Source organism: Methanohalophilus levihalophilus (assembly GCF_017874375.1).
Taxonomy (GTDB): Archaea; Halobacteriota; Methanosarcinia; order Methanosarcinales; family Methanosarcinaceae; genus Methanohalophilus; species Methanohalophilus levihalophilus.
Genome location: NZ_JAGGLK010000003.1, coordinates 225,575 through 241,140 on the forward strand (window position 1 = coordinate 225,575; position 15,566 = coordinate 241,140).

The 15,566-nt window shown below is 36.9% G+C and carries 16 protein-coding genes and 1 tRNA gene; 12 read left to right on the forward strand and 5 right to left on the reverse strand.

The genetic code is table 11. The features are described from left to right. Nucleotide 1: 1 nt before the first annotated feature. From J2755_RS08485 to J2755_RS08500, 4 genes are all read left to right on the forward strand, one after another. A complete protein-coding gene (locus J2755_RS08485; RefSeq protein ID WP_209681997.1) occupies nt 2-889 on the forward strand; it encodes an ABC transporter permease in 888 nt (295 codons plus the stop codon). Beyond that, nucleotides 889-1,821 carry an ABC transporter ATP-binding protein gene (locus J2755_RS08490; protein WP_209682001.1) on the forward strand — a complete coding sequence of 311 codons (933 nt, stop codon included), beginning with the start codon at nt 889-891 and terminating at the stop codon, nt 1,819-1,821. Before J2755_RS08485 ends, J2755_RS08490 begins: the two co-directional genes overlap by 1 nt. Beyond that, entirely contained in the window at nt 1,806-2,492 is a 687-nt protein-coding gene (locus tag J2755_RS08495; RefSeq protein WP_209682004.1) for an ABC transporter ATP-binding protein, read from the forward strand. The genes J2755_RS08490 and J2755_RS08495 overlap by 16 nt, the downstream gene beginning before the upstream one ends. Nucleotides 2,493-2,811: 319 nt before the next feature. Next, nucleotides 2,812-3,537, forward strand: a complete 726-nt coding sequence (locus tag J2755_RS08500; protein ID WP_209682007.1) for a M48 family metallopeptidase — start codon at nt 2,812-2,814, stop codon at nt 3,535-3,537. A gap of 231 nt (nt 3,538-3,768) precedes the next feature. On the opposite strand, the gene J2755_RS08505 is transcribed toward J2755_RS08500, so the two are convergent. Further along, nucleotides 3,769-3,843 (reverse strand) — tRNA-Gly (locus J2755_RS08505). Nucleotides 3,844-4,041: 198 nt separating this feature from the next. Between J2755_RS08505 and J2755_RS08510 the strand changes: the two genes are divergently transcribed. The 7 genes from J2755_RS08510 (at nt 4,042) to J2755_RS08540 (ending at nt 10,892) form a co-directional block, all read left to right on the forward strand. After that, nucleotides 4,042-5,043: a hypothetical protein gene (locus J2755_RS08510; protein ID WP_209682008.1), complete on the forward strand. Its 1,002-nt coding sequence runs from the start codon at nt 4,042-4,044 to the stop codon at nt 5,041-5,043. Between the two features lie 614 nt (nt 5,044-5,657). After that, nucleotides 5,658-5,927 (forward strand): hypothetical protein, encoded by a 270-nt coding sequence (locus tag J2755_RS08515; RefSeq protein WP_209682009.1) that lies wholly within the window; start codon nt 5,658-5,660, stop codon nt 5,925-5,927. A 212-nt stretch (nt 5,928-6,139) separates the two neighbouring features. Next, on the forward strand, nt 6,140-8,233 hold the full coding sequence (locus J2755_RS08520) for a DNA primase family protein (RefSeq protein WP_209682010.1): 2,094 nt from the start codon (nt 6,140-6,142) through the stop codon (nt 8,231-8,233). A 1,270-nt stretch (nt 8,234-9,503) separates the two neighbouring features. Then, a complete protein-coding gene (locus J2755_RS08525; RefSeq protein ID WP_209682011.1) occupies nt 9,504-9,950 on the forward strand; it encodes a PepSY domain-containing protein in 447 nt (148 codons plus the stop codon). A 121-nt stretch (nt 9,951-10,071) separates the two neighbouring features. Next, nucleotides 10,072-10,290 (forward strand): hypothetical protein, encoded by a 219-nt coding sequence (locus tag J2755_RS08530; protein WP_209682015.1) that lies wholly within the window; start codon nt 10,072-10,074, stop codon nt 10,288-10,290. Nucleotides 10,291-10,362: 72 nt separating this feature from the next. Further along, entirely contained in the window at nt 10,363-10,572 is a 210-nt protein-coding gene (locus tag J2755_RS08535; RefSeq protein ID WP_209682017.1) for a hypothetical protein, read from the forward strand. A 29-nt stretch (nt 10,573-10,601) separates the two neighbouring features. Then, nucleotides 10,602-10,892, forward strand: a complete 291-nt coding sequence (locus J2755_RS08540) for an ArsR/SmtB family transcription factor (RefSeq protein ID WP_209682018.1) — start codon at nt 10,602-10,604, stop codon at nt 10,890-10,892. A 26-nt stretch (nt 10,893-10,918) separates the two neighbouring features. On the opposite strand, the gene J2755_RS08545 is transcribed toward J2755_RS08540, so the two are convergent. From J2755_RS08545 to J2755_RS08555, 3 genes are all read right to left on the reverse strand, one after another. Then, the gene (locus J2755_RS08545; RefSeq protein WP_209682019.1) at nt 10,919-11,476 is read right to left on the reverse strand and encodes a c-type cytochrome; all 558 of its coding nucleotides are present in this window, start codon (nt 11,474-11,476) and stop codon (nt 10,919-10,921) included. Between the two features lie 116 nt (nt 11,477-11,592). Then, a complete protein-coding gene (locus J2755_RS08550) occupies nt 11,593-11,835 on the reverse strand; it encodes a hypothetical protein (protein ID WP_209682020.1) in 243 nt (80 codons plus the stop codon). Nucleotides 11,836-11,837: 2 nt separating this feature from the next. Further along, nucleotides 11,838-12,077: an SHOCT domain-containing protein gene (locus J2755_RS08555; protein ID WP_245312854.1), complete on the reverse strand. Its 240-nt coding sequence runs from the start codon at nt 12,075-12,077 to the stop codon at nt 11,838-11,840. 157 nt (nt 12,078-12,234) lie between these two features. Between J2755_RS08555 and J2755_RS08560 the strand changes: the two genes are divergently transcribed. Beyond that, complete coding sequence (locus J2755_RS08560; protein ID WP_209682021.1) at nt 12,235-13,869, forward strand: ABC1 kinase family protein; 1,635 nt, start codon at nt 12,235-12,237, stop codon at nt 13,867-13,869. A gap of 131 nt (nt 13,870-14,000) precedes the next feature. On the opposite strand, the gene J2755_RS08565 is transcribed toward J2755_RS08560, so the two are convergent. After that, a complete protein-coding gene (locus J2755_RS08565) occupies nt 14,001-15,272 on the reverse strand; it encodes a multiheme c-type cytochrome (RefSeq protein ID WP_209682022.1) in 1,272 nt (423 codons plus the stop codon). Nucleotides 15,273-15,566 lie beyond the last annotated feature (294 nt).

Consider the following 15,566-nt stretch of genomic DNA (forward strand, 5'->3'; position numbering starts at 1 on the left):
AATGGGTTTTTCATTTTCACAGAAAAGTCTCAGGGAGACATTTTCCAGCAAAGGTGGAATGGGGAATAAAATCCTGAAGAGAAAAGACATGACAGTGGCATTTATTCTTCTGTCATTAATCGTGGCAGTTGCACTTATAACTCCACTGTTGTCTTCCTCAGACCCCAATGCCATCGAACTTAAGAGTAAAAATCTCTCTCCATCAATGGAGCATCCCCTTGGCACCGATTATCTGGGGAGAGATATCCTCATCAGGTTGATTGCAGGCACATCCACGTCCTTTTCAATTGCTGCAGGTGTTACCCTGATCTCACTTGTATTTGGTGTGGGAATCGGTTGTATTTCCGGCTACTATGGCGGATCAGTTGATGAGTTCCTGTCACGGCTTATCGATATATTTCTGTCATTTCCGGGAATAATTTTCGCACTGACAATAATGGGTTTTTTGGGAAGCGGCGTGTTTAACCTGATGCTTGCATTGTCCATCGTCCATTGGGCAAAATATGCCCGCCTGATGCGGGGTCAGGTTTTGTCAATCAAGGAAAACGAATACGTCCTTTCGGCAAGGACTATCGGTGCGAGTGATGTTCATATTATGAGGAAACACCTGATTCCCAATTCCATAGCCACTGTAATTGTTCTTGCAACAATAGATATCGGGCATGTAATCCTTTCCATTGCGGCCCTTAATTTCCTTGGTATAGGTTTGCCAGCCGATATTCCGGAATGGGGTGCAATGTTGAGTGCCGGAAAGGAATTTATGCGGACTTCCCCTTACCAGACGATTTTCCCCGGGCTTGCAATAACCCTTGTTGTCATAATTTTCAGCATAATAGGTGAAGGGTTGCGGGATCTCTTTGATCCCAGGGATACAGGAGGTGAATTCTGATGAATGTTCTTGAAGTAAGGAACCTTAGTGTAGGATTTATTACTGACCACGGAGACGTAAAGGCTGTTAATGACGCCTCTTTTAGTATAAAGGAGGGGGAAACATTCGGGATTATCGGGGAAAGCGGTTCAGGCAAGTCGGTGATAGGGCAATCAATTATGCGGCTTCTGCCTTCCAATGCTTCTGTTTCAGGAGAACTCACTTTTGAGGAGAAGGATCTTTTTTCCCATGATGCCGGTCAAATGAGGCAAATCCGCGGTAAACAAATATCCCTGATCCCGCAAAACCCGGCAGGTTCCCTGAATCCTTTGCTTAAAAACGGGATTCAGATCAGTGAGGTTTTTGAGATAATCGGTGTTGGGAAAAGGGAAGGAATGAAATTAGTGACGGACATGATGGGAAAACTGCTCCTTAAAAATCCTGAAAAATTGCTAAGACTTTACCCTCATGAGTTATCAGGTGGCATGAAACAAAGGCTTCTTGCTACAATGTGCCTTTCGTACAAACCGAAACTTGTCATTGCCGATGAGCCTACAAAAGGATTGGATTCCGGTGCAAGGGCCGGTTCACTTGATCTTTTCAGGCATATGAAGGACGATCATGGATATTCGATGCTGTTGATCACACATGATCTTGATTTTGCCCTGGAAATATGTGACAGGGTGGCTGTTATGTATGCCGGTGAAATTGTAGAAATAGGTTCGGCTTCAAAGGTGTTGCACAATCCATCTCATCCGTACACGAAAGGGCTTTTGAAAGCCCTGCCACGCAATGGGCTTATTCCTCTTGAAGGCCAAACCCCAAGCAGGATTGATCTGCCACCAGGTTGTCTTTTCTCCAGAAGATGCGGCCATAGTTCGGACAGATGCCACGCGGAACGGCCCGATATCAGGGATTTTAACGGAGGTACTGTAAGATGTCACCTTTATTGAGAGTGAATAACCTGTCCAAAAATTTTGATGGTCATCAGGTTTTACATGATATAAATTTCACGGTTGAAAAAGGGGAGACATTTGGCCTTTTCGGGGACAGTGGTTCCGGGAAAACAACTATTGGAAGGAGTATCGTAGGTCTGGAAAAGCCAGACGGGGGTGAAATCCTATTCAGGGACGACAACCTTCTCACGATGAATAGGGGGCAAATGCGTCGCATAAGGCCAAAAATACAGATGATTTTCCAACATCCAGAAATGTCCCTGAATCCGAAAATGAAGGCTTTTGATAGTCTGGTCGAGCCGATGATGATCCACGAACGTCCGGTTTCGTCTTCCATCCCTGAAAGAGTAGATGAGCTTCTTGAACTTGTGGGACTTCGGGGGGAACATCTAGACAGATATCCGGCTCACCTTAGTGGTGGTGAAATACAGAGAATTGTACTTGCCCGTATTCTTTCCATCAGGCCGGAATTCATCGTTGCCGATGAGCCCACTTCAATGCTTGACGTATCCGTGCAGGCGCAGGTATTGAGAATTATGGAAAAAATACAGGATGAAACAGGCATTTCCTATCTCCTGATTTCCCATGATATCGATGTCTTACAAACCGTATGTGACAGAATTGGTTATCTTGAAGACGGGCAAATTTCCTATATTGAGGATGTCTGATTTCGGATGCCTGCTAATGCTGTGTGGATATTCGAACCCGTCACTTATTGCTGCTTGTGTGCGCCAGATGCATTTGTCGTCTGTGCCTCTTTTCAAAGATTACTTTAAGCCAAATTCTCCCAGTTTCTTTTCCCCCTCATGGGTGGTGTACCACCGCTTATTTCTTCCACTAAAAAATTTATCTTTTTTTATGGCCAAGCTTTTTTTTCAGAAAAATGCTGAAGGAGATCAAGAGGGAGTTATATAAGTTGGATTATGATATAGAAACTGCTTCCAGAGAAAGCAGCAATATACTCAATCTTGCCAGGAACATCTTGTAATGAGATCCATACAAATCGGAAACACGGCTGTTGAATACGATTTAATCTTTTCTAACAGGAAGAAGACCATTGGTCTATCCATTGATCACAACAAGAAACTGACGGTAAGAGCACCAAAGAAATTGTCAGAGGATGATGTCAAAACAAACCTGTTCCTAAAGGCAAAATGGATCATTACTCATCTTGAAAGGATGGAAGAGATTCAGGAAGAAGAATCTAAGGAGTTTGTGAGTGGTGAGAAGTTCCTGCTACGGGGCCGCAGATACCGGTTGAAGGTGCTCAAATCGGAAGAGGCTACTGAAGCATCTTTGACAATGAAAAGCGGAAGGTTCATTGCAACTATTCCGGCATACATTCCTGAATCTGATTACAGAAAGCACCTGAGGCCTCTGTTCATGGATTACTACCAGCAGAAAGCCGAGCAGGTTATCAATGAAAGAATTGACAGATACCTGAAGTATTTTGATGAGCATCCTTCTGGTGTATTGGTGAAGGAATACAAAAGTAAATGGGGAAGCTGTTCCAAGGACAATCAGTTGCGTTTTAACTGGAAGATTGTGATGGCTAAGACCTCTATCATTGATTACCTGGTTGTTCACGAACTATGTCACATGGAGCACAAGAACCATTCAAAAGATTACTGGAAGGCTGTGCAAGTTATACTTCCAGACTATGGGGAGAAGAGAAAGTGGTTGCGTGTTCATGGAAATCTGTTGAATATATAAGATCACACTTTGTTTTCAATTTTAGTAGAAGTGCTAAGCAGCATTGAAAAAAGACTCACAAATCTCGAAAAATCTCTGTCATAAGTCAATGCGGCTGCCGGGATTCGAACCCGGGTTCTAAGCTTGGGAAGCTCAGGTCAAAGCTTCTTTAAAATTTATGGTGCTATCAACTTTAGGGAGTTAAAGTATTTAAATTTGGTGTAATTTCACAAAAAAGAATAATTTTAAAAGTGGTGCGGCTGCGGGGATTCGAACTCCGGTAATAGGCTTGGGAAGCCCATATCATGACCACTAGATCACAGCCGCACTAATACAATTTTGGTATTGATGATATTTAAACACAATTCCTGAATGTGATGAACTATAGCATTCCTGCAACAAAGATATGAAGAAATTCAAAAGAGTTTAAGGGACCAAAATTGGATTATGCCACCAAATAAGCATCTTTGACATCATCCAACTTTGTTAAATATATTTATATACAAATAAATAAAATATAATAGTATGAAAGAGAAGCAAATGATTATGGATTGTTTCCATACCAAAAAGTTAGAACTCGAAATAAAGAAAACTGTCAACGATGCCCGATATTTCTATGTGAAAAAAGCAAATGCACATGTAAATGAATGTAAAGAGGTTGCCAAATTATACAATGACAATGTCTCAAAATTGAAAATTAAGGAATATGACATAATAAAACAACTGGAAAGTGCAAAAGAGAATCTTGATCATGTAATTAGAATTGCAGAACTAAAAGATGAAAATATTGAACCAATTGAAGTAGATGAAAATGTTTCAATTGAGGATGTTGAAGTCGGAATAATTGAATTAGCTAAGCAAATTAAAACAATAGAGCATAATATACGAAAATTGGAAAATAAATCAGTATCCTTTAATCCAGAAATCAGATCCGAGATTGGAAGATATAAAAAAGTCATTGAACTAAAGAGCAAAGAGTTAGATCTTCTTCATAGGCAGAAAGCAATCTTGAATCCTGAATCATCATCAATTCAGAAGCGCATTAAGGAACTAACAAATGAAGTTGGTTCACTTGAACGGAAACTTAAGCGGATTCAGGGAAAGATAAGAAAGCAAATTCGAATAATTAAGGAAGAAAATGATTCTACAGATATTGATCATTTATTATCTCAAATACCATTCACAATAGTTACAATGAAAAGGTGTAATTTGCCGGAACAATTAGAGGATGAAGAAATATATCAATTGATGAAAGGTGCACGGGACAATTTAGTCAATATTTTGATGAAGCAGAATCCGAATATAAGACTCTTCAACATTCCGATCAATTATAACAAAGATTATTCTTACATGCACATTATCGCATTCCAACAATTTACACCTGAAGAATGGCAAGCAATTAGTGAAATGTGGGAAAAGCCAAAAGAATGCAGTTTTGATATCAGATGTTACAATCCTGGGAAGGGTGCAGAATTAAATATTCTTGATTCATTTGAGTTTGCTGCAATAACAAATGTTCGAATATAATGATAAGCAAGAAAGCTACACAAACAGTAAAAATATTTATATACTTTCTAAATATATGATAAAGTAAGTAATAGATGTGTAGGTTTGCAATGTCACTTTGGTCTGGTACACCACTTTCTCTGTAAGCCTACAAATCTATCATTATCAATAGACATTTTCAAATACAATTTTTGAACGGATAAATGGAAATTGAAAAACTAAATATTGTTCCTTTTCATTCAGCTTTTCTTATTCGAGTCGTTTCATCCACACATTACAATAGAAATGTTTATATAAAAGTCAATGTTATTATTAATTACATTCAGAAATAATTTGTACCAGAATTTAAAAGTGACGAAATGATAAAATTAATAAAAATTGTATGCTGCAATGATAATAGAAAACCATTCTGTCAAACTTTAAGTAAGGGGTACAGGATGATACTATAAGAGAAATTGCAAATAACAAATTCAATGAAATAAACTTTCTTCCTGAATCCATTCTATCTACAGTTATTTTTGATGGGACGAATCTGAATAATCTATTCCTTATCTTTCTATTATCCAAAGGTTTAGGGTTTTTCAGATTTAATTATATCTGGGTATAAATATAAAAATAAGAGGTATTTGAAAAAAATGAATGATGAAAAGATAATGAACGTAAAAAAACTAACAAGTGGCATACTTGAACTTAATGCAGATCTTAAGGTCCTAAATCACCAAATGAACTCTCTTCAAGGTGATGAATATGAGGAAGCACGAAGGAAAATTGCAAGGAAATTAACAACGGTTGCATGTTTATCTGCATTAATTGACTCACAATGTAATGACATCCTTTATGATGAAAAAGCAAGCATCCTCACTCGAATTTATTCAAGTGTAAGAAGGGTACATCCACGCAACTAATTTTCAGGAGATACAACAATGACTGAAGATAAATTGCAAACAATGGGACTTCAAAAAAACAAGCATGTCTATCAAGAGAGAAGGTCGCACATATCGATTATCAAATAATGATGTAGACTTTTGGAGGTGAAAATATGACAAAAACAGAGGCGAGAGCAATCAGAAAAATCAAAAATGTAATGAATAAAAACAAAGTTAAGAGGTAATAAAAAATGAAAAAAATAAGTGAAAATAAAAATGTGTCTGCGCCAAGTCACATTAATGTAAATAATAATATGTATACTAAAATATATAATAATATCGATGAAAAAAATAATACAGTAAATGAACCTGAAATCAATTCAATGGTTGTGAATACCGGATTTAAAAACTTCAGGATAGAGATTGAATATAATGATTCAAATTATTTAATTTTCGCAATCTACAATGAACATGTATCAGAGCCTTTCATACTTTCTGAAGATGAATTAATTGGATACAATGATGAAAGGAATTCAAGATTCACCAGGTACTTAAAACAAATAGCTGAAGGGAAAATTAAACCAAAAGAGCTGAAAGAAATCACTAATAAATTCTTCAAAGGCTTAGGTACTGAAGAAAATAAAAAAATACTTGAAGGTTTAAAGCAGATACATATTAAAAAACAAAAGCAAGAGCTGACGCAACTAGAACACGCTTTATTCATTGATTTCTGCAAAAGGTATGAATTATCAAAGGTTGATGGAGAGAAAATACAACAATATTCAACTGATCTTGCAAGAATGGGAAATTCCCAGGTATACATTAGTCAATTCCTATACGGTAATTTTGACATCACATATGATGCTGCAAAGGAAATAGCTGAAGAAGCATTATTTTTTAAACATGCTGAAATGGTCAGTTGTGAACCTGAAATGTTTTTTACACGACATGGACTTGATCCTAAATCGCTAGCTAATCACATCATGAGCTTCTATAAATTCCTGTCAATTGGTACACTTGGAAAGAAGGACATTTATGTTTATCAGGATGGAATTTATGTTAATCAGGGTAGAAAAGTAATCAGAAATGCAATTATTGACATTCTTGATAGACGTACATCTGAAAAAGCAAAACGTGAAGTAATACACCACATTGAAGATGTCACCGCTATTGAAAGAGAGCAGTTAAACAACAACAAGTATGTGATAAATCTTAACAATGGATTATATGATACTGTATCTGGTCAATTCATGGAGCATGATCCAGATGTTTATTCAACAATCCGCATTCCTGTAAACTATAATCCTAAAGCTAAATGTCCACAAATTGAAAAATTCCTGTCAGAAGTTGTATCACCTGAAGATGCACAAAACATAATTGAATTCGCTGGATATTGTTTAATTCCTGATACAGATGCACTTCATAAAGCACTTTTCTTATTCGGGAAGGGTAAAAATGGAAAGTCTGTTGCAACATTCCTTATTGAAAGGATGATTGGAGAAGAAAATATAAGTGCAGTTCCACTTCAGAAATTTGACCGTGAAAAGTTTGCTGTTGCCGGATTATTCGGGAAATTAGTCAATATTTGTGCAGATCTTCCATCTAAGAAATTAGCAGATGATTCAGTATTTAAGATGTTAATTTCAGGTGATACAATTTGTGCTGAAGAAAAGTTCAAAGAGCAATTCAAATTCAAAAATACTGCAAGATTAGTATTCAATGCTAACAAAATGCCTAGACCAGCAGGTGATGTTGAAGACGTTTATGCATTTTACAGAAGATTAGAGCTTATTGAATTCCCAAACAATTTTGAAGGCAGGGAAGATCCCGATTTAATCAAGAAATTAACAACGGATGATGAATTATCAGGTTTCCTTAATTTATGTCTTGAAGGATTGCTTAATGTACTGAAAAATAAAAGGTTGACACATCAGAAGACAACAGAAGAAGTTGAAAGAATGTACAAAGCTAATATGGATTCTGTAAATGCATTCTTTGATGATTGTATTAACTATGGATCAGATGTTGAAGGTGCAATTCCAAAACAAACATTTTACCAATTCTACTGTAAATGGTGTAAGAAGAATTCTACAATTCCAGTGACAGAAAAAGCACTTTCTTTAAAGATGAAGAAAACAAAATATATTAGAGATACACAACAAACACTTGCAGGTAAAAGGGTCAGGGTTTGGAAAAATATAAAATTCGTATCATATGATGAAGATAGTAAAGAACCTTCACACAAATTAAATATTCATTTTGAGAATGAAGTTAAAAAACCTAAAGCACATTCAAATTCCGATAAAGGTTATTGTCACGCATTCATGAACGGTACTGAAGGATAATAAATCTCTATTATTCTTCATTTTCAAAAACAGATTTTTTACCCTTTATATTTCAAACACCTTTAAATAAACTCCAAACTGCACTGGGTTTGTTTTTACACTATAAATCAAATAAGGATGAAATAAATTTGAAGTTGATAATAAACCCTGTGCAATTAAAAAAATTAAATGCTACTAATACTTTCATGAAGCTGCTGCACAGGGTTGATCAAAATCACCTATATTGCCTATATAAAAATAAATTTTTTTCTGAAGACTTGAATACTACTAATCTGCAATTGTCTGTTATTCAATATTTTAAATTGTATACCTCTTACACATAGCACCTATAGTTGTCTGTTTTTCAATATATCAATTAATTAAACACCAGATAACCATATAAAAAGAAGTTAATGGTATTCAAATAAAATAATCAAATACCAGACACCTATTACGCAACAATATTAACAGTATTCAAATTAAATAATCAAATAACAGACAACTACAGATTAACAGTATATAAGTTTCTGAAAAAAATTATTTTTGGTTATATAGCTTTTAATAGGAAAAAATAGTCAACCCTGTGCAATTGGTAAATAGTATTCAATTTTTAACTGCACAGGGTTTTTTAACCGTGTGCAGCAAGATTAATAGTATTTAATTTTAGATTGCACAGGGTCTAAAATGGTATAATAACCCTGTGCAGTATCCGCAGTAATCAATTTAATTATTTTAGATAATTTCGATGTGAAAATTTCATAGTGACAGTAATTGATTTTTAAACTGCACAGGGTTTTGATTGAAATTGCTGCTGAAGAAATCGGATAGATCATTTCTATATAGTGCCTGGAATTAATGTTTCAAATCAATAATTCAATCCTTGCTTGAAATTATCCCTTAATCCATTCAAATTACAAATTATTTGCAGTCAAATTTGCGTTTTAAGCGGTTTTCTATCTTGACAGGATAAATGATATGGGTTACAAGCGGAAAATAGCAGTGAAATATCAGGCGTTGTACCTGATGGCATCCACACCGATAACGATCAGAGAAAAGAAAGTTAATGTCAATTTTGATATTTCAGCAGCGAACTTCCTTTCAAGGATTTCAAATCTTACCATCAAATAGACCACTACATAACTTCTCTCGATTTTAGGTATTAAGCACCAGAGTACTGTTCTCATTGGGATTATTAATCCGTACTTGGTATGCTTTTTATATGTGTAACCCAAACAATGAATATGTAGCATATCTGATACATATGAAAAAATACTATGTTGGAGTTGTTAAAATGATGAAAAAACTTAGCGTGGTTACAATTGCTGTAGCAATTGTGGGCATTGTATTTGTGGGTCTTGCTTCTGCTGGTTGGAATGTACCCGGTATGATGGGGTACAGTTCTGGCTATTGTGGAAATTATGGTACAAATTCCGCATACTATGACAATTATGCAAGTGGGAATGAAACCCTTTCTATGGACGATGCACTTGAAATTTTTGAAACTGAAGTTGGGATTGATATCCAGCCTGAAAACATCTACCAGATGGGTAAATGGTGGGTAGTATATTACGCAAACGATGACGGTGTTGTGATACAGAGCTACATTGATGCTTTTACAGGAGATGTTCTGGATGGCACAAGCCAGACCTATAATTATGCACCTGCAAGACGTGGGTATGGAATGGTGCATGGCTTCGGCTATGGACCTGGAATGGGTTATGGAGGCATGTATCGCTAACGATGAAAATTGTGAGAAGTCCCTGTCATTTATCAAAAACATCCACTACCACCACCAATGGATGGTAGGGACTTCCACAAGCTTACTCTTTCTCTAATTCTTTGATACCGAGGATGATAACATGATGGGATACAGTTTTTATGGAGGATACGGAAGTTTTCGAGTTTTTAGCATGATATTCAATTTGATAATATTGGTTATCCTGATCTGGGCAGTGTCATCATATTTCGATAAGAGATCAGGCAGCAGCAACAATTCGGATGAGCGGCTCACAAGTATTGAAAGGCAGATCGAAAATAATCGAGAATCTTTGGACAAGCTACTTAAAAAACTGGAATGAAAATTTTGTATCTTTCTCAGGATAAACACTTGTAAAGCTTAATATGAAAATAAAAACATATTAGAAAGAACCATGATGCACTATTACAACACCATTGGAATTCTGGATTTTGTCGTACAAATCCTTCTAATATTGTTGATTTTGGGAGTAGCTATTGCACTCCTCAGTCGATCCGGCCTTATGAATACCGGAAATAATGAAAAACTTGTTGCAATGGAAAAAGACATTTCTGAAATCAAGAAGACTGTAGACGAAATCAAGGAAAAACTGGAAGAAATCTAAACACGATTCAAACTCGCTTTTGTACCACTATGCCAAAAACAATGCAGCAAATAGTATCGATAGGGGAGGCCATTTCGCATCCCCTGAGGCTTAGGCTTCTATGCATGCTTTCAGAAAGGGAATGGTATGTATACGAGCTTGCCAAAGAGCTAAATGTCTCACGCCAGGTGCTCTACCTCCACTTAAAGCGTCTTGAAAAGGCAGGCTTTGTGGAAAGTGATCTTCGCCTTGAAGATGACGATATGCGAGCCAAGAAGTTCTTTCGGCTCAAAGGCTTCGACGTTTCTATTAATATTGATGATTTGAAAGAGCTGTTCTAATCTTTAAAAACCTGAAACCTGCTTGCTTATAACAGTTTCAGGTACTCAATCAAATCATCCAGATCCTCATCAGACATATCCCATTCAGGCATTGTATAATCCAGATCTTCTCCTGCCGGATTTACGCCATCTCTTATTGCTTTCTTAATTGTTTCATCAGTATACGGAGGATGTTCGTCATGTTCATCTTCATGCTCGTCTTCAGCAGTCAATGTTTCATACCTGATATCTGAAGGAATGCTAGTTCCCATCATAATAGGAACTCCACCTTTACCATCAACTCCGTGACAACTAACGCAGCTGCCCCCGTGAACATATAGCCAGTGAGGACCTCCAGTAACCGGTATTTTTTGACCATTTTCATTAAATCCCGTGTAGTAAATCAACTCGCCATTGGAATTAAAATCGGGGACAATATTTGCATCTGTAGACGGATCATAATCATCAGGATACATATATCCGGGTTCCTGCCATCCATATTGGTGGTATGGGGGAACGTTCGAAGTTTGTAACTGACTCATAAGCCCAACCATAACCAATGCAACTCCAATTAATACCAGAATAATAATCTCAGTTCTTGCCATTTATTGTCACCCAATTGAATCACTAATTAATTAACTGAATCTTCATTGAAACAGAGGAAACAGTACTTGCCTTTCTATTCCGTGTTTAATCTTGGCGTACTCACAAGTAGATCCATTTAGGTCATCTTGTTATATAATACGGCAAAGATATATCCAAAGATAAATGATATAATTCCAGCCTCTACCATTCCTGCAATTATCCCAGGTATAGTTAGTGAATAAAACATATGCCACTGCATCATCATCTCTGCAGCACCAGTGTAAATTCCAACCCGGGCCAAGATACCTAGGACAAGCATTATTAATGCTGAAACTATTGCCAAAGCAATTGCCAATGCCGCTGATTTAAGTTCCCCCATAGTTACTCCTCCTCTTTTTTACTAAACAGACTAGTTTTTATCCTTTCAAATTCCTCTTCAGTGATCTCGCCTTTAGCATACCGAATTTTAGCAATTTCAAATGCAGAAAGTTGATCTTCCCCATTGTTTTGACTTTGGTTGTTAGACCACCTAAAGAGCAAAGCTATCGCTATTATAACTAAAACCCAAAATAGCATTCCGAAGAACATATGACTTCCGTCGTAATATCCAATACTGTTCATGAGGGTTCACCTCACTCTCCAAAGCCCTTATTAAGTTTTAGCACGGAACCATATATAGTTTGTGAATGCGCAAAAATACGTATATTGAAACACAATATTGCCATTTTTTTGAAATGCAACATCCAAGAAATACTCTACACTCGCTAAAGGTCTTCAAATGCTTGAAAAAACAAAAAGATATTTTGTAATCTCAAAAGTGTTTTTCAAATACAATTTGTTTTCACTTTTGTATAAAGACATACATAGAGATTATATTTCAAACAAACAATGCACCTGTGCTCTCGATTTAGAAGACCGAAGTCATGCTGTAAAATTGAAACTTGCTTTTGAAGAACTCGGGCCCAGCTTCATAAAACTCGGCCAGATGCTAAGTAAACGTTCTGATTTGCTTCCACCGACTTACATAATGGAACTGGAAAATTTGCAGGATAAAGTCAATCCCATTAATTTTGACAAGATGCGTGAATCATTTGAAACCGACTGTATTTGTAGCATATCGGAAAATCGCCACGCTCACCACCCCACCTGTTATCATTGCAATGATATCTTAGAAATGTTTGAAGAATTTGATACGACACCTATTGCAAGTGCATCAATTGGACAAGTGTACCAAGGAGTACTAAACGGCAAAAAGGTAGCTGTCAAGATTGCACGCCCAAATTTGCTTGATACAATAAATCTGGATCTTGAAATTATTAACGACATAAAACCCATCCTGATCAAAGTTCTGGGAGTGGGCAAAAATTTCAATGTTGACTCGTTTTTGCATGAATACAAACAAATGCTGCACAAAGAACTTGATTACAGATTTGAAGCCATTAACATGCAAAGGCTGAAAGAAAATTTCCAAGGGTTTGAAGGTGTAGAGATTCCAGGCGCATACATGGATTACTGCCGTGAAAATGTATTGGTAATGGACTTTGTAGAAGGTACCCAGATCAAAGACCTTGTGGACATAGAACAGAAATTAAAGTCTAGATATGCCCATCTTATAGGTTCAAGCTATCTGAAGCAGGTGTACTTAGATGGTTTCTATCATGCAGATCCTCATAGTGGAAATATTATAGCTCTGGACGATTCCATAGCATTCATTGATTTCGGTGCAGTTGGGATAATTAATAAAGAGCTAAAATGGAGTATGTTGAGCTTTTTTTATGCTACATATAAAAAGAACACCGAGATGGCAACAGATGTTCTCTTAAAAATGAGTGGCTTGTCTGAAGAAGATGTTGACATTCATAATTTAAGGCAAGATATTGATGATTTAATAGCAGATCAGTACTATGGGCCGGAAGGAAGAAAGAGTGATAAATACGCCATGCTTGCTTTGAAATATGACATGTCATTGCCACCTGAGTTTTCTACACTTGAGCGTGCCATTTTGATTATTGAAGCAGTTTGCCTCAAGCTGGATCCCAACTATAATATCATTTCTGAAGCAAAACCAATAATAAGTGAAGCAATGAAAGATCATTATTCTCCTAAAAAATTGGCGGAAGGCGCCCAGTTTGAAGCAGATGAGTATATGGACATATTCAAAAACCTTCCTGCAGGAATAGATGACGTTATCAGAACTATTCGTGGATATCGGATAGAAAAATTACAAGGAAAAGATGGCATTGCAAAAAAATATCATCTTCTCGATGAAATGTCAAGAAATATCTTTTTTGGGATAATACTCATCACCTCAGCTTATCTAATAATTAATGGGGGTGAACATTTCACTTTACTTGGCATTGCTGGGTTTGCCAGTGGGCTTTTGATGGGAATGTATTCCCTTATGCGGCATTGAATTATTGTTCACTATTTTTGCCTATTTTTGCTTAAAACGATGATACGTAAAATGATGGTTTTGTTTAAAAATGCTCTTTATCCGACAAAATCAAAAACCTTAGAAAAAAGGGAAAAACAAGACTCTTTGTCTTATTTTTTCCGAAATACATATCCCACTAAAATCGCTGCAATTGCAATAAGCACAGTGTATCCAGGCGTTTCTTCTTGAGGCGGCACGGGAGTCTCTGGCTCCTTTACATTGTGGCGTACTACAAGCGGTGTAGTTCGTGCAGCCCACTCCTTGTCTTTGTCTACATGACAGGAAAGACAGGCATATTCTAGGGTAATGTATGGATTAGCGTATTCATTCCCATCTTTTTGATCAAGATAAGTAAATTCGGCATTTTCACTACTATTGATCCTGAATAAGTGTGAACTTACATCTGCTAAATAGGGTGATGTGTTTACTGCAGATTTTACGTTCTTAGGCATATGGCAGTCTCCACATTCAACACCTGCAATTCCCATAATTGATTCTTCTTGTATTTCTGCAGCTGAGGGATGACAGTCGTCACAATGAACAATTATTCCAAATTCTTCTATCTGGTTAGTGGCACCTTCATGTACGGGTCTATGAGGATCATGACATGTAGTACAATTTAGATCAGACATATTTCCCGATGCCAGTAATTCCTGATACTGCTCATGGTGCTTTACAAAACCTCCACTTGCAGGAATCTTGTCATCGTCGGGTCCACGCCTGTGGCATTGGCCACAGAAAGCAGCACTTTCATCTACATTAATTGCAACACCCAGTATCCCCTTTTCTTCTACATGTTCACTACCGGGACCATGGCATGCTTCACATTGAATGCCTCTGAATTCCCATGAACCATTTATCCCTGGCAGGTTGTCCATCTTCCCATCATAGGATGCCCCTGTAGTATGGCAATTCTGGCAATCATATTCCAGTAGCTCTCCTGCATGATAATCCACCCATTCATCAGTCTCAAGGTTATATTGGTTTGAACCATTGATCTCTAGATTCTCTCCTGTCTTTGTTATGATGTATCCTTGGTCGTTCATGTATCTGGCTTTCCAGCCCCAACCACCAATAACATAAAGTATGTCACTTTCTGCGTAACCTTCCGGCATTGGAAGATCTGGCCTAATTCCAAGAGCTTCCTGGGGAGTCATAATCTTATATTTATGACCTGATGCGTTCCATTCTTCGTATATTTCCTGATGACATACTTTGCATTCATCAGCTCCGATATACATGGCCCCCTCTACTGGCATCACAACTGGCGTCTTTTGATCACCAATTACATAGTTTTCTGCAATTACAGGCATGGAAAAAAGAATGATAGTGATTAAAGCGGCTGTCATTGCTATCTGAATCGTATTGTATTTTTTATTCATTGAAGTACCCCACAAAATGCTTTTTGTTAACTAACTTTTGTTGAAACATATCAAAATATGACACCTTTAATTAAGAAAAATGATGTGGTGGAGTATCACCCCAAAGAATAGTAACAAGCAAGCTAGTACGTAGAGTACGCTAAACAATCTCCTCTGCTTGTGATCAGGCATTAAGGCTTCATAAATTTTCAGTATTGATTTCCAATGCAAATACATGTGGGCTAAAATTAAGAAAACCAACAGCAATCCAAGATAGAGATGGAGATCTCCATAGAGGTGCATTTCGAGTAACAA

Excerpts from the sequence above, each read along its gene's own strand:
- J2755_RS08540 (WP_209682018.1), top strand. The coding sequence starts at position 10,602 with ATGCCAAAAACAATGCAGCAAATAGTATCGATAGGGGAGGCCATTTCG.
- J2755_RS08520 (WP_209682010.1), top strand. The coding sequence starts at position 6,140 with ATGAAAAAAATAAGTGAAAATAAAAATGTGTCTGCGCCAAGTCACATT.
- J2755_RS08500 (WP_209682007.1), top strand. The coding sequence starts at position 2,812 with ATGAGATCCATACAAATCGGAAACACGGCTGTTGAATACGATTTAATC.
- J2755_RS08560 (WP_209682021.1), top strand. The coding sequence starts at position 12,235 with ATGCTTGAAAAAACAAAAAGATATTTTGTAATCTCAAAAGTGTTTTTC.
- J2755_RS08510 (WP_209682008.1), top strand. The coding sequence starts at position 4,042 with ATGAAAGAGAAGCAAATGATTATGGATTGTTTCCATACCAAAAAGTTA.
- J2755_RS08535 (WP_209682017.1), top strand. The coding sequence starts at position 10,363 with ATGATGCACTATTACAACACCATTGGAATTCTGGATTTTGTCGTACAA.
- J2755_RS08515 (WP_209682009.1), top strand. The coding sequence starts at position 5,658 with ATGAATGATGAAAAGATAATGAACGTAAAAAAACTAACAAGTGGCATA.
- J2755_RS08490 (WP_209682001.1), top strand. The coding sequence starts at position 889 with ATGAATGTTCTTGAAGTAAGGAACCTTAGTGTAGGATTTATTACTGAC.
- J2755_RS08545 (WP_209682019.1), bottom strand. The coding sequence starts at position 11,476 with ATGGCAAGAACTGAGATTATTATTCTGGTATTAATTGGAGTTGCATTG.
- J2755_RS08550 (WP_209682020.1), bottom strand. The coding sequence starts at position 11,835 with ATGGGGGAACTTAAATCAGCGGCATTGGCAATTGCTTTGGCAATAGTT.
- J2755_RS08555 (WP_245312854.1), bottom strand. The coding sequence starts at position 12,077 with ATGAACAGTATTGGATATTACGACGGAAGTCATATGTTCTTCGGAATG.
- J2755_RS08525 (WP_209682011.1), top strand. The coding sequence starts at position 9,504 with ATGATGAAAAAACTTAGCGTGGTTACAATTGCTGTAGCAATTGTGGGC.
- J2755_RS08565 (WP_209682022.1), bottom strand. The coding sequence starts at position 15,272 with ATGAATAAAAAATACAATACGATTCAGATAGCAATGACAGCCGCTTTA.
- J2755_RS08495 (WP_209682004.1), top strand. The coding sequence starts at position 1,806 with ATGTCACCTTTATTGAGAGTGAATAACCTGTCCAAAAATTTTGATGGT.
- J2755_RS08485 (WP_209681997.1), top strand. The coding sequence starts at position 2 with ATGGGTTTTTCATTTTCACAGAAAAGTCTCAGGGAGACATTTTCCAGC.
- J2755_RS08530 (WP_209682015.1), top strand. The coding sequence starts at position 10,072 with ATGATGGGATACAGTTTTTATGGAGGATACGGAAGTTTTCGAGTTTTT.